The 13,931-nt window shown below is 56.2% G+C and carries 16 protein-coding genes; 12 read left to right on the forward strand and 4 right to left on the reverse strand.

Annotated features, from left to right (window positions below; genetic code table 11):
- Positions 1–31 precede the first annotated feature (31 nt).
- From flgN to flgA, 3 genes are all read right to left on the reverse strand, one after another.
- Positions 32–454 (reverse strand): flagella biosynthesis chaperone FlgN, encoded by a 423-nt coding sequence (gene flgN, locus B3511_RS07160; protein WP_286777876.1) that lies wholly within the window; start codon positions 452–454, stop codon positions 32–34.
- Between the two features lie 7 nt (positions 455–461).
- Positions 462–749, reverse strand: coding sequence for a flagellar biosynthesis anti-sigma factor FlgM (gene flgM, locus B3511_RS07165; RefSeq protein ID WP_040076177.1), 288 nt, complete (start codon positions 747–749; stop codon positions 462–464).
- 93 nt (positions 750–842) lie between these two features.
- Positions 843–1,502, reverse strand: a complete 660-nt coding sequence (gene flgA, locus B3511_RS07170) for a flagellar basal body P-ring formation chaperone FlgA (protein WP_046885740.1) — start codon at positions 1,500–1,502, stop codon at positions 843–845.
- A 159-nt stretch (positions 1,503–1,661) separates the two neighbouring features.
- Between flgA and flgB the strand changes: the two genes are divergently transcribed.
- The 11 genes from flgB (at position 1,662) to flgL (ending at position 11,557) form a co-directional block, all read left to right on the forward strand.
- Positions 1,662–2,078, forward strand: a complete 417-nt coding sequence (gene flgB / locus B3511_RS07175; RefSeq protein ID WP_046885708.1) for a flagellar basal body rod protein FlgB — start codon at positions 1,662–1,664, stop codon at positions 2,076–2,078.
- Positions 2,079–2,080: 2 nt separating this feature from the next.
- Entirely contained in the window at positions 2,081–2,485 is a 405-nt protein-coding gene (gene flgC, locus B3511_RS07180) for a flagellar basal body rod protein FlgC (RefSeq protein WP_040076175.1), read from the forward strand.
- Between the two features lie 11 nt (positions 2,486–2,496).
- A complete protein-coding gene (gene flgD / locus B3511_RS07185; RefSeq protein WP_040076174.1) occupies positions 2,497–3,192 on the forward strand; it encodes a flagellar hook assembly protein FlgD in 696 nt (231 codons plus the stop codon).
- 26 nt (positions 3,193–3,218) lie between these two features.
- Entirely contained in the window at positions 3,219–4,481 is a 1,263-nt protein-coding gene (gene flgE / locus B3511_RS07190; protein ID WP_286777879.1) for a flagellar hook protein FlgE, read from the forward strand.
- Positions 4,482–4,501: 20 nt separating this feature from the next.
- Entirely contained in the window at positions 4,502–5,257 is a 756-nt protein-coding gene (locus B3511_RS07195; RefSeq protein WP_286777880.1) for a flagellar basal body rod protein FlgF, read from the forward strand.
- Between the two features lie 11 nt (positions 5,258–5,268).
- A complete protein-coding gene (gene flgG / locus B3511_RS07200; RefSeq protein ID WP_040076171.1) occupies positions 5,269–6,051 on the forward strand; it encodes a flagellar basal-body rod protein FlgG in 783 nt (260 codons plus the stop codon).
- A 57-nt stretch (positions 6,052–6,108) separates the two neighbouring features.
- Positions 6,109–6,807 carry a flagellar basal body L-ring protein FlgH gene (gene flgH, locus B3511_RS07205; protein ID WP_040076170.1) on the forward strand — a complete coding sequence of 233 codons (699 nt, stop codon included), beginning with the start codon at positions 6,109–6,111 and terminating at the stop codon, positions 6,805–6,807.
- Between the two features lie 12 nt (positions 6,808–6,819).
- The gene (locus tag B3511_RS07210; RefSeq protein ID WP_040076169.1) at positions 6,820–7,917 is read left to right on the forward strand and encodes a flagellar basal body P-ring protein FlgI; all 1,098 of its coding nucleotides are present in this window, start codon (positions 6,820–6,822) and stop codon (positions 7,915–7,917) included.
- Positions 7,917–8,870, forward strand: a complete 954-nt coding sequence (flgJ, locus tag B3511_RS07215) for a flagellar assembly peptidoglycan hydrolase FlgJ (RefSeq protein WP_040076168.1) — start codon at positions 7,917–7,919, stop codon at positions 8,868–8,870. Before B3511_RS07210 ends, flgJ begins: the two co-directional genes overlap by 1 nt.
- Positions 8,871–8,945: 75 nt before the next feature.
- Positions 8,946–10,589 carry a flagellar hook-associated protein FlgK gene (gene flgK / locus B3511_RS07220; protein WP_286777882.1) on the forward strand — a complete coding sequence of 548 codons (1,644 nt, stop codon included), beginning with the start codon at positions 8,946–8,948 and terminating at the stop codon, positions 10,587–10,589.
- A gap of 14 nt (positions 10,590–10,603) precedes the next feature.
- On the forward strand, positions 10,604–11,557 hold the full coding sequence (gene flgL / locus B3511_RS07225) for a flagellar hook-associated protein FlgL (RefSeq protein WP_233802241.1): 954 nt from the start codon (positions 10,604–10,606) through the stop codon (positions 11,555–11,557).
- A gap of 79 nt (positions 11,558–11,636) precedes the next feature.
- Here flgL and B3511_RS07230 read toward each other — a convergent pair whose 3' ends face one another.
- Positions 11,637–12,851, reverse strand: a complete 1,215-nt coding sequence (locus B3511_RS07230; protein WP_233802239.1) for an MFS transporter — start codon at positions 12,849–12,851, stop codon at positions 11,637–11,639.
- 109 nt (positions 12,852–12,960) lie between these two features.
- On the opposite strand from B3511_RS07230, the gene B3511_RS07235 reads away from it, so the two are divergent.
- Positions 12,961–13,902: a LysR family transcriptional regulator gene (locus B3511_RS07235; RefSeq protein ID WP_286777884.1), complete on the forward strand. Its 942-nt coding sequence runs from the start codon at positions 12,961–12,963 to the stop codon at positions 13,900–13,902.
- Positions 13,903–13,931 lie beyond the last annotated feature (29 nt).

Here is a 13,931-nt window from a genome sequence, read left to right on the forward strand (position 1 = left end):
TGTGCTCCCCGTTCCTCTCTCGCTGGCGCGATTAGATAGAAAACTTCTTACCGCCGCCGCGCGAGGCGGACTGTTGTCCATTCGCGCCATACAGGCCTGGCTCCTGATGTGGCTTCAGAACCTCCAGCGCCTGCTGGTTGCGGGTAATTTGTCCTTCCAGTAACCAACCATTGTGCTGGTTAAGGTCGCGCAACTGCTGGGTTTTTTCTGTAATTGTCTGCCAGCGTTCGGCGAAATCATCATTCGCACTACGTTGGGAGACTTGCTCAGCGCGACGCTGCTGCTCCAGGTAATCCAGAGTGGCGAGCAGCGAACTTTTATCTTCAGTAATTCGCTGAAGTGCGCTGCCGCTGATATGCCCGGCAGAGAGCTGTTGTTGTTCAGCATCCATTACCGTTTTCAGGTCGTTAAGAATGACCGTCATTTGATCCAGTATTTCCGAGAGACGACTCATACGGTTTTTACTCTAAGAAACTTTGCGCTTCCTGAATCAGCGCGTCAGCAATTTTGCTGGTATCCATTTTTAGTTCGCCATTACGAATAGCGGTTTTCAGCGCGTCAACGCGTTCCATATTAATATCGTTGCTACCCGGCTGCATCAGCTTCGCCTGGGCATCGCTCAGCGTCACGCTGGTGCTGTTAGCCGACGCCGTTTTTTCAAGGCGAGTTTTTGGCGTGGCAGTGTCATTCGTTTCGCGAGTTTGTACAGTGCTAACCGGCTTTACGGGCGATGTACGATCAATGCTCATTGTGTTGTCCTCATAGAGGGTTCGCGGCGTTGGTGCCTGACATCATCATTTGTTACTACTTTATCGGCAGCCGCCGCAAAATCTTTAAAAAGATTATAGGTTAATCAGAATATTCCCATCAGAACCGACCGTTCCACTGACCACCTGGCCGGAAGCCATACGCACGCGGGCATTCTGGGCCACCGCTGCGTTGTTCAACGCCTTGCCTTCACTGTTCACGCTAAAGCCGTCTCCGCTGGCGACAACCATCACGCGTTGACCAGCTTTAATACGCCATGACTGACGCAGCATACTCAATTGCAGTGGCTGCCCTGGCGCCACATCGCGAAGCGTGACGGCATCTTGCGCCTGGTTAATATCCAGCATGGTGCGCGGTGGCAACTGATCCAGTCTGCCGCGCTTAAGCGTTACGCTACCGGGCTGCAACACGCTGCCGCGAGCAATCACCTGGGAGGCGACAACATAATTGCCCATCGCCTGAACTGCAACCTGAATGTAGCGCTTCTCATTGGCGCAACGTGTCTGCACGCTGAGATTGCCCCACAGTCTGGCACTGCCCGGTACGCTAAATGAGGGCTGCTCACAGCTCGGCAGCAGGTTAGCCGGGGAACGAATGGTCACGGTGACCTCATCGCTAATGCCGGCCAGCCGCTGGGCAAAAAATGCCGTCAGTTGCGCGTCCAGATCCTGCGCCGAAGAGAGGGCGCTCCAGAGCAATAAGGTTGCGGCAAGACCACGTTTGAAAATGCGCATCATAAAATACCCGCCAGTTCCAGGATGAGAGGGATTCTACCTGTCGTCCTTTCTCATCAACGCAATAAATAGCGACGCATTTTGCGCTTATTCCGTCGATAAGGGTGACGGGTTGAGATTTAAGCTGTGAACTGAAATTTTGCCATCAGCGGAGGAGACATGCTCGATAAACTCGACGCCGCGCTACGTTTTCAGCAGGAAGCGCTCAACTTACGCGCCCAGCGTCAGGAGATTCTGGCCGCCAATATCGCGAACGCTGATACCCCCGGGTTTCAGGCGCGCGATATTGATTTTTCCAGTGAACTTAAAAAAGTGATGGAGCGTGGACGGGCCGAAAACACCGGCGTTGCCCTTGCGCTGACATCTGCACGCCATATTCCCGCTCAGGTCGTTAACACCCCGACCACCGATTTACTTTACCGCGTTCCCGATCAGCCATCCCTCGACGGCAATACCGTAGATATGGACCGGGAGCGTACGCAGTTTGCCGATAACAGCCTGAAGTACCAGATGGGGCTGACCGTTCTCGGTGGACAAATTAAAGGCATGATGAATGTCCTGCAGGGAGGCAATTAATTTTGGCTTTACTGAATATTTTTGATATCGCCGGTTCCGCGTTGACCGCCCAGTCCCAGCGTCTGAACGTGGCTGCCAGTAACCTGGCAAACGCCGACAGCGTGACGGGCCCAGATGGTCAACCCTACCGTGCAAAACAGGTTGTTTTCCAGGTCAATGCTGCGCCAGGCGCAGCGACCGGTGGGGTAAAAGTCGCTGATGTGATCGAGAGCCAGGCGCCGGACAAACTGGTGTACGAGCCAGGCAATCCGCTGGCCGATGCCAATGGCTACGTCAAAATGCCAAACGTGGATGTCGTGGGTGAGATGGTGAACACCATGTCTGCCTCCCGCAGCTACCAGGCAAACGTTGAAGTACTCAATACCGTCAAGGGCATGATGCTCAAAACGCTTACTCTCGGTCAGTAAAGGAGACTCGCATGTCCATTGCAGTCAATATGAATGACACCACCAATGCTACCAGCGCAGCCAGCTCCAGCTCGTTGACGGGTAGCAAAGCGTCGGATCTGCAGAGCAGCTTCTTAACGCTACTGGTGGCGCAGTTGAAAAACCAGGACCCCACCAACCCGATGCAGAATAACGAACTGACCACGCAGCTTGCGCAGATCAGTACCGTTAGCGGCATCGAAAAACTGAACACCACCCTGGGCTCTATCTCCGGCCAGATCGACAACAGCCAGTCACTGCAGGCAAGCAGCCTGATTGGTCATGGCGTGATGATCCCGGGTAGCACCATCCTTGCCGGTACCAACACTACCGACGGTACCAGCAATACGTCGACAACGCCGTTTGGCGTTGAGCTGCAGCAGCCTGCCGACAAAGTGACAGCCACCATTACCGATAAGGCTGGCGCCGTCGTTCGCACCATTGACATTGGTGAACTGAAAGCGGGTGTTCACACCTTTACCTGGGATGGCACGCTGGCCGACGGCACGACCGCGCCGAACGGCTCTTATAACGTTGCCATTTCTGCCAGCAGCGGCACGACCCAGTTGGTGGCACAACCTCTGCAGTTTGCGCTGGTTCAGGGCGTCACGCGGGGTAGCGATGGCAACAAACTGGATTTGGGTACCTACGGTACCACCACGCTCGACCAAGTTCGGCAGATTATCTAAGCCTTAATACTTATCAGGAGTAAGTCATGGCCTTTTCTCAAGCGGTCAGCGGCCTGAATGCTGCGGCCACCAACCTCGATGTCATTGGTAACAACATTGCCAACTCCGCGACCTATGGTTTTAAATCCTCAACCGCCTCTTTTGCGGATATGTTTGCGGGTTCTAAAGCGGGTCTGGGCGTCAAAGTGGCCGGCATCACCCAGGATTTCACCGACGGCACCACGACCAACACCGGCCGTGGCCTGGATGTTGCCATTAGCCAGAACGGTTTCTTCCGTATGGTCGACAGCAACGGCTCCGTGTTCTATAGCCGTAACGGCCAGTTCAGCCTGGATGAAAACCGTAACCTGGTGAACATGCAGGGCCTGCAGCTGACCGGTTACCCGGTCGCGGGCTCGCCACCAACGGTGCAGACCGGTGCAAACCCACAGGCGATCACCATCCCGAATACGCTGATGTCGGCAAAACGAACCGATACCGCCACCCAGCAGATTAACCTGAACTCGACTGACAAAGAGCCATCTGTCGCATTCGACGCTACGACCAATAGCCCGAACCCGGACAGCTATAACAAAAAAGGGACGGTGACGGTCTTCGACAGCCAGGGTAACGCCCACAACATGTATGTCTACTATGTGAAAGCAGCGGACAACAAATGGGATCTCTATACCCAGGACGGTAGCGTAAATGGTTCTACGCCGACCAAAGCGGCGCAGATGAGCTTTGACAGCAGCGGTAACCTGGAAGGCGTCTATAACTACGACGCAGCGGGCGTGCTGAGCGCGACTAAAAATGCGGAACCGTCAATCGCCATCACCTCCGGCGCATTAAATGGTGCGACGCCAACCGCGTTCACGCTGAGCTTCCTCAACTCCATGCAGCAGAACACCGGTGCGAACAACATCGTGGCCACTAACCAGAACGGTTACAAGCCAGGCGATCTGGTCAGCTATCAGATCAACGATGACGGTACCGTTGTGGGTAACTACTCCAACGAACAGACCCAGGTTCTGGGCCAGATCGTGCTGGCAAACTTCGCCAACAACGAAGGTCTGCAGTCCGAAGGTAATAACGTCTGGTCTGCGACCCAGTCTTCTGGCGTGGCGCTGCTGGGTACCGCCGGTACCGGCAACTTCGGTTCACTGACCAACGGTGCGCTGGAAGCCTCGAACGTGGATCTGAGTAAAGAGCTGGTGAACATGATCGTTGCGCAGCGTAACTACCAGTCGAACGCGCAGACCATCAAAACCCAGGACCAGATCCTCAACACGCTGGTTAACCTTCGCTAAGTGGCTGACGGGATAGCTTAATGGATCACGCAATATATACCGCGATGGGCGCTGCCAGTCAGACGCTCAATCAGCAGGCAGTGACCGCCAGTAACCTGGCTAACGCCTCGACACCTGGCTTTCGTGCCCAGCTCAATGCGCTGCGTGCGGTACCGGTAGAAGGCTTGTCCTTGCCAACGCGTACGCTGGTTACCGCCTCGACGCCGGGCGCGGATATGACCCCTGGCCAAATGGACTACACCTCGCGTCCGCTGGACGTGGCGCTGCAGCAGGATGGCTGGCTGGCGGTACAGACCGCAGACGGTACAGAAGGTTATACCCGTAACGGTAACATTCAGGTGAATGCGGCGGGACAACTGACGATTCAGGGGCGTCCGGTGATTGGCGAAGCAGGACCGCTCGCCGTGCCGGAAGGCTCTGAGGTCACTATTGCCGCAGACGGTACCATCTCCGCGCTTAACCCGGGCGATCCGCCGAATACGGTGGCGCCGGTCGGCCGTCTGAAGCTGGTAAAGGCCGAGGGTAACGAAGTGCAGCGTGGCGACGACGGTATCTTCCGTCTGACGCAGGCGGCACAGGCAACCCGAGGCGCAGCCCTGCAGGCTGACCCAACCATTCGCGTTATGTCTGGCGTACTGGAGGGCAGTAACGTCAAACCGGTTGAAGCCATGACCGATATGATCGCCAGCGCACGTCGTTTCGAGATGCAGATGAAAGTTATCAGCAGCGTGAATGAGAACGCGGGCAAAGCTAACCAACTGTTGGCAATGACTTAACAGGACTTCCTATGATCAGTTCTTTATGGATCGCAAAAACTGGCCTGGATGCGCAGCAAACCAATATGGATGTGATCGCCAACAACCTGGCGAACGTAAGCACCAATGGTTTTAAGCGTCAACGCGCCGTTTTTGAAGATTTGCTTTATCAAACCATCCGCCAGCCAGGTGCGCAGTCGTCTGAACAGACAACGCTGCCGTCCGGTTTGCAGATTGGTACCGGCGTTCGTCCGGTAGCGACCGAGCGTCTGCATAGCCAGGGTAACCTGTCTCAGACCAACAACAGTAAAGATGTGGCTATCAAAGGGCAGGGATTCTTCCAGGTACAGTTGCCAGATGGCACCTCCGCCTATACCCGTGATGGTTCGTTCCAGGTGGATCAGAACGGCCAGCTGGTCACCGCAGGCGGTTTCCAGGTACAGCCAGCGATCACCATTCCGGCCAACGCCCTCGGCATCACTATCGGGCGTGACGGGGTCGTGAGCGTGACCCAGCAGGGCCAGGCGGCACCTGTGCAGGTTGGTCAGCTCAACCTCACCACCTTTATGAACGACACCGGTCTGGAAAGCATCGGTGAGAACCTGTACATCGAAACCCAGTCTTCCGGCGCGCCGAACGAGAGCACGCCAGGTTTGAATGGCTCAGGTTTGCTCTATCAGGGGTACGTTGAGACCTCTAACGTTAACGTCGCGGAAGAGCTGGTGAATATGATCCAGGTTCAGCGTGCGTATGAAATTAACAGTAAAGCAGTGTCGACGACCGACCAGATGCTGCAGAAACTGACGCAACTCTAAGGTGTAGCCCGGTGCGGTAATCCCCGCACCGGCTCCCTGTTTTCGAAGATGAAGGCAATGCAAAAACACGCGGCGAATCGTTATCCTATAGTGACTCTGCTGGCCGTGACCCTGAGCGGTTGCGCCTGGATCCCGTCTAAACCTTTGGTGCAGGGTGCGACCACCGCCCAACCCGTTCCCGGCCCCGCGCCGGTCGTTAACGGCTCTATTTTCCAGACCGCGCAGCCTATTAACTACGGTTATCAGCCGCTGTTTGAAGATCGTCGTCCGCGTAACGTGGGTGACACACTCACCATCGTCCTGCAGGAAAACGTCAGTGCGAGCAAGAGCTCGTCGGCGAACGCCAGCCGCGATGGCAAAACGAATTTTGGCTTTGACACCGTGCCACGCTACCTGCAAGGGCTGTTTGGTAATGCACGTGCCGATGTCGAGACCTCTGGCGGCAACTCCTTTAATGGTAAGGGTGGCGCCAACGCCAGCAATACCTTTAGCGGCACCCTGACGGTGACCGTCGATCAGGTACTGGTGAACGGTAATTTACATGTTGTGGGTGAAAAACAGATTGCCATCAATCAGGGCACTGAGTTCATTCGATTCTCCGGTGTGGTTAACCCTCGCACCATCAGCGGCACTAACACCGTACCGTCCACCCAGGTGGCGGATGCGCGCATTGAGTACGTCGGTAACGGCTACATCAACGAGGCGCAGAATATGGGTTGGCTGCAGCGTTTCTTCCTTAATTTATCGCCGATGTAAGCGAGGTGACCTATGTTTAAATCCCTCTTGGGTATCGCGTTGGTGCTGGTGGCAAGCTTTGCCCAGGCTGACCGTATCCGCGATCTCACCAGCGTACAGGGCGTACGACAAAACTCCTTGATAGGCTACGGCCTGGTCGTGGGGCTGGATGGTACCGGTGACCAGACGACGCAAACCCCGTTCACCACCCAGAGCCTGAACAACATGCTCTCGCAACTGGGGATCACGGTACCCACGGGCACCAACATGCAGCTGAAGAACGTGGCGGCCGTTATGGTCACCGCGAGCTTCCCCGCCTTTGCGCGTCAGGGGCAGACCATTGACGTGGTGGTCTCTTCCATGGGTAACGCCAAAAGTCTGCGCGGCGGTACGCTGTTAATGACCCCGCTGAAAGGGGTGGACAGCCAGGTCTACGCGCTGGCCCAGGGTAACATTCTGGTTGGCGGCGCAGGCGCCTCCGCGGGTGGCAGCAGCGTGCAGGTTAACCAGCTCAATGGCGGCCGCATCACTAACGGCGCCATCATTGAACGTGAGCTCCCGTCTCAGTTTGGTTCCGGTAATACCATCAATCTGCAGTTGAATAATGAAGATTTCACCATGGCGCAGCAGATTGCCGACACCATCAACCGCAGCCGTGGCTTTGGCAGTGCGACAGCGCTTGACGCGCGTACCGTGCAGATTCGCACCTCCAGCGGCGGCAGCAATCAGGTCCGGATGCTGGCCGATATCCAGAATATGGAAGTCAACGTACCGTTGCAGGATGCGAAAGTGATTATCAACTCCCGTACCGGCTCGGTGGTAATGAACCGCGAAGTGACCCTGGACAGTTGCGCCGTGGCGCAGGGGAACCTCTCGGTAACGGTTAACCGCCAGGCGAACGTCAGCCAGCCTGATACGCCATTCGGTGGCGGCCAGACGGTGGTGACGCCGCAGACGCAGATCGATCTGCGCCAGGAGGGGGGTTCACTGCAGAGCGTACGTTCCAGCGCCAATCTCAACAATGTGGTACGTGCGCTTAACGCGCTGGGCGCCACGCCGATGGAGCTGATGTCGATTCTGCAATCCATGCAGACCGCAGGCTGCCTGCGCGCGAAAGTGGAAATTATCTAATGCTCGGCGATAGCAAACTGATGGCAAGTGCGGCCTGGGATGCCCAGTCGCTCAACGAGCTGAAAACCAGTGCAGGTAAAGACCCGGCGGCGAATCTCCGCCCGGTTGCCCGCCAGGTTGAAGGGATGTTTGTGCAGATGATGTTGAAAAGCATGCGTGAAGCGCTACCGAAAGATGGCATCTTCAGCAGCGACTCAACCCGGCTGTACACCAGCATGTATGACCAACAGATTGCCCAGCAGATGACCTCCGGCAAGGGGCTTGGCCTTGCCGATATGATCGTCAAGCAGATGGAAGCCGCACAGGGAGTTAAGCCGGAAGATCAGCCTCAGCAGGTGCCGATGAAGTTCGACCTGCAAACGGTGACCAGTTATCAAAACCAGGCGCTAACCCAGATGGTGCGTAAGGCCGTGCCGAAAGCGCCGGAGAGCAACGATGAGCCGTTATCCGGCGACAGCAAAGACTTCCTGGCGCAGCTCTCTCTGCCCGCACGCCTGGCGAGCGAGCAGAGCGGCGTGCCGCATCACCTGATTCTGGCCCAGGCGGCGCTGGAGTCGGGTTGGGGCCAGCGCCAGATCCGTCGGGAAAACGGCGAGCCGAGCTTTAACATCTTTGGTGTGAAAGCGTCTGGCAGCTGGAAAGGGCCGACGACCGAGATCACCACCACCGAGTTCGAAAACGGTGAGGCGAAAAAGGTTAAAGCCAGGTTCCGCGTTTACAGCTCCTATCTGGAGGCACTCTCAGATTACGTTGGCTTGCTCACCCGCAATCCGCGCTACGCTGCGGTGACCCAGGCGGCGACGGCGGAGCAGGGTGCACAGGCGCTTCAGAGCGCAGGGTATGCCACCGATCCGAACTACGCCCGCAAGCTCACCAGCATGATCCAGCAGCTAAAAGCAATGGGTGAAAAAGTCAGTAAAGCCTATAGCACAGATCTTGAAAATCTGTTCTGAAAGTTCTCAAGTCCTGATGGTGTCTGCCGATAATCATCATCAGGACTCGTGTCTGAAAGTGTAAAAGGAACCCCCATGTCCAGTTTGATTAACAGCGCCATGAGTGGCCTCGGTGCTGCACAGGCAGCGCTGAATACCGTCAGTAATAATATTTCAAGTTACAACGTGGCAGGGTATACCCGCCAGACTACAGTGCTGGGCGCATCGAACAGCACCCTCACAGGCGGTGGCTGGGTAGGAAACGGCGTTTATGTTTCTGGGGTACAGCGTGAATATGACGCGTTCATCACCAACCAGCTGCGTGCGGCGCAAACCGACAGCAGTGGGCTAACGACGCGCTATCAGCAGATGTCAAAAATTGATGACGTGCTCTCTGATACCACTAACTCTATCTCTACCACGCTGCAAGACTTCTTTAAAAGCCTGCAAACGCTGGTCAGTAACGCCGAAGATCCAGCGGCGCGTCAGACCGTACTGGGTAAAGCCGATGGCCTGGTAAACCAGTTCAAAGTGACCGACCAGTATCTGCGTGACCAGGAAAAACAGATCAACATCGCGCTCACCACCAGCGTTGATCAAATTAATGGTTATGCGAAACAGATTGCCAATCTCAACGATCAGATCTCCCGTCTGACCGGTGTGGGCGCGGGTGCTTCGCCAAACAACCTGCTTGACCAGCGTGACCAACTGGTGAGTGAGTTAAACCAGATCGTGGGCGTTGAAGTTTCCGTCCAGGATAGCGGTACCTATAACATCTCTATTGGTAACGGATATACCCTGGTTCAGGGTAGCAATTCGAACCAGCTGGCGGCGGTATCATCCAGCGCCGATCCGTCCCGTGTGGCGGTCGCGTTTGTTGACGCAACCGGCACATCAGAGATTCAGGAAAAGCAGCTGAACTCCGGCTCTTTAGGCGGCCTGTTGACCTTCCGTTCGCAGGATCTGGATAAGGTGCGTAATAACCTGAACCAGATGGCGCTGGCGTTTGCCGATGCGATGAACAATCAGCAAAAGCAGGGTTTGGACGCGAATGGTGACACGGGCAAAGAGCTCTTCTCCTTCGGGAAGCCTGCGGTCACCAGCAACGCCAAAAACACCGGGACGGCGATCGTCACGGCGACCTTTGATGACACCACCAAAGTTCAGGCAACGGATTATCAGCTGGAAAAAACGGCTTCCGGCTGGACCGTGACCCGCCTTGCGGACAAGACCAGCTTCGCCGTCACGCCGGACGCTAACGGCGATATGAACTTCGATGGCCTGACCGTCAACGTGAGCAATAATGCCGACGCCAACGTGAAAGACAGCTTCATTCTGAAACCGGTTCAGGATGTGATCGTCAACATGAACATGCTGGTCAAAGATGAGTCGAAACTGGCGATGGCCTCAGCCACCGGCGGTGGCAAGAGCGACAACCGTAACGGCCAGGCAATGCTGGATCTGCAAAACAGTAAGCTGGTAGGCGGTAACAAGTCCTTTAACGATGCTTACGCCTCTCTGGTGAGCACCGTGGGCAGCTCAACGGCTTCCCTTAAGACCAGCAGCCAAACGAAAGCCAACGTGGTCACGCAGTTGAGCAATCAACAGCAGTCCATCTCTGGGGTTAACCTTGATGAAGAGTACGGCAACCTGCAACGTTACCAGCAGTACTATCTGGCTAACGCACAGGTACTGCAGACCGCCAGTACGCTCTTTGATGCGTTAATTAACATTCGCTAAGGACGAGGTAATCGATGCGTATTAGCACCCAGATGATGTACCAGCAGCAAATGCAGGGCATCACCAATTCCCAGAGTAAGTGGCTGAACTATGGCCAGCAGATGTCTACCGGTCAGCGCGTCAATCGCCCTTCCGACGACCCTATTGCAGCGTCTCAGGCGGTGGTGCTCTCTCAGGCGCAGTCTCAGAACAGTCAATATGAGCTGGCGCGTAGCTTTGCGACCACCAAAGTCTCGCTGGAAGAGAGTGTGTTGGGGCAGGTGACTACCGCTCTGCAAAGCTCTCTGGAAAAAGTCGTTGCTGCGGGTAACGGGACCTTCACCGACAATGACCGTGCCTCGCTGGCGACTGACCTGAAAGGGCTTCGCGATCAGCTGATGAACCTGGCGAACAGCACCGACGGTAACGGACGCTATATCTTTGCGGGCTACAACACCGAAGCGCCGGCGTTTGATAGCGCCACCGGTACCTATAATGGTGGCACTACGCCAATCAGCCAGCAGGTTGACGCCGCGCGTAACATGGAAGTGAGCCATATCGGCAGTGATGTCTTCGCCAAATTCACCAGCAATGCGATGAAAGAGCCCGATGGCACCCTCGGGGAAGCGAACCTGTTTAAGATTCTGGATACCGCCATCACAGCGCTGAACGATCCCATTGGGGATGATGGCGCTAAGAGTGCAGCGTTGAAAGAGAGCATTGATGTGGCTAACCGGGGACTGCGTAACGTTCAGGATAACATTCTGACCGTGCGTGCCGAACTGGGGACCCGCCTGAACGAACTGGACAAGCTGGACGACCTCGGCGCAGAACGCACGCTTGGACAGACTAAGCAGATGAGCGATCTGATTGATGTTGACTGGAACTCGGTCATTTCGTCCTACACCATGCAGCAGGCGGCGCTTCAGGCTTCGTATAAAGCGTTCACTGATATGCAGGGAATGTCTCTGTTTCAGCTGAATAGATAACATTTTTGACCTTTAGAGTATGGCTTGAAACTGGTCATACTTTGTCTGCCCAACCCGTCATCCCGGGTTGGGCTTTTTTTTATCCGTTTTGCGCAGCGGCGGTAGTCGTTGCGGTGCGCCCGGTCAGGCGAATCACCAGTGCGATAGCGCCAGTGAGGGTAGCCAGGGCCACTACGGCTGGCCAGCCAGCAAGGGCATACACCTTAGTACCCAGCGCAGAGCCCAGCGCCATACCAATGAATACCACGGTAAAGAGGAGGGCATTCAGACGCCCGCGCGCCTGCGGCTCAAGGCTATAAACCAGGTTCTGGTGGGCCACCAGGCTGGATTGCAGACCGAGGTCAAACCCCACAGCCGAAACGGCAATCAGAATCAGTTGACCATGAACGCCCAGCATAGGCATCAGGAACATCAGGGCAAAAGAGACGGTGACCAGTGCGGCGCCTAGCTGGGTGACTTTACCTGCGCCCAGCTTATCAGCCAGCCCACCGGCCAGTGGAGCCGCCAGCGCACCGGCTGCCCCGGCAATACCGAATCCTCCTGCCACCGCGCTGCCCAACTGATAGCGCTCTAGCAGCATCACTGCCAGCGTTGACCAGAAGGCGCTAAAGGCGATTGAGAGGAACCCTTGCGCCAGCGCGGCACGACGCAATGCGGGGTAGCGGCGCCACAGGTGCGCCATTGAGCGCATTAATGCGGGGTAGCTAAGCGTGGAATGAATAGCGAAGCGGGGCAGAACAGCCCACATCACCACACCGATGAGGGCAATACTGGCCGCCGCCAGTTGATACATCACGCGCCAGCCAAAGGCTTCGCCAACGATGCCGCTAACGGTACGGGAGAGCAAAATCCCGAGCAGCAGACCGGTCATCACCGTGCCAACGGTTTTCCCCTGTTTGCCCTCAGGGGCAAGAATGGCGGCCGCCGGAACGATATCCTGCGCCATGGTGGCTGCCATACCAATCAGCAGGCTAACAATCAGTAAGCTGTGCAGTTCCGTGACGAGGCTACTGGCCAGCAAAACCAGCGCCAGGGCCGTGCTTTTCAGCAGAATCAGGGTTCGACGATCATGGCGATCGCCAAGCGGCAGCAGAAACAGAATGCCGATGGCATAGCCTGCCTGGGTCAGGGTAGGTACCAGCCCCATCCCTTCAATACTCAGGTGCAGGTCGCTGCCCATCAGCGGCAGCAAAGGCTGGGCGTAGTAAATCGAGGCGACGCTAAAGCCAGCGCCAATGGCGAGCAGTAAAATGACCCAGCGGCTAATGGCGTGGGCAGGGAGGGTAGTGTTCATAGTGTGTACCTCAATCAGGATGTGAGGCTATTCTTTCGCACCCACGCTTGCGGTGGTAGCCAGCCTGGTGTTAAAACACCTATACGTTAAACGTATAACAGAGGGTGAGATGCAGCGTTCAGAGCGTATAGATAGGGTGGAGTTGATGCGAACCTTCGTCCGCATTGTTGAGGCAGGCTCGCTGTCTGCGGCGGCGAAACAACTTGAAACCACCCAGGCGACGGTCAGCCGCCGTTTGCAATCGCTTGAATCACTGCTGGGTGTGCGACTCATTTTACGCACCACGCATGCCATGAAACTGACCGATGACGGCGAACGCTGCTATCAGCACGCGGGTAGGGTGATAGACAGCTGGCTGGCGCTGGAAGATGAGATGGGCCATGCGGAAGATGAACCCGTTGGTATGCTGCGTGTGCGGGCGCCGCACGCCTTCGGTCAGGAGCAGTTACTGGAGCCATTAACACAGTTTCTGAACCGTTACCCGCGGCTGACGGTCGAGTGGATGCTGAATGACCGTTCGGCAGATTTTATGAGTGAGAATATCGACTGCGCGATTCGGGTCGGGGCGGAGATCGATCCGGCAACGGTTTCAATCCTGCTGGCAGAGGTGCCGCGCTGCATTGTGGCCGCGCCGGAACTCCTGGCTCGCTTCGATCCTGTGCAGTCACCTCAGGCGCTTTCCGCATTGCCCTGGGTGGCATTGAACAGCTTTTATCGTCAACATATCGAGCTCTACACCGACGGAGAGACGCAACTGTTGCGTATCCCTATCTCTCCCCGCTTAAGCACTGACAGCCTGTACGTGACGCGTAAAAGCGCCCTGACCGGGCTGGGGGTAGCGGTGGTGTCGAGCTGGACGGTGGAGGAAGATATCCGGGCAGGGAGGCTGGTGCATCTTTTACCGGAATGGCAGCCTGCGGCACTACCCGTGCACCTGGTCTATCCGTGGTCGCGCTATTACCCTGCGCGCTTAAGACGTTTTCTGGAAATGATGCGTGAAGTGATGCCAGAAATAGCCGGTATGCGTAAGCCGCTGGCGCAAAAAAGGTAAAAAAAAGCCGACCCTAAAGTCGGCTTTTT

Source organism: Leclercia sp. UBA1284 (assembly GCF_002308415.1).
In the GTDB taxonomy this organism is placed as follows: domain Bacteria; phylum Pseudomonadota; class Gammaproteobacteria; order Enterobacterales; family Enterobacteriaceae; genus Enterobacter; species Enterobacter pneumoniae.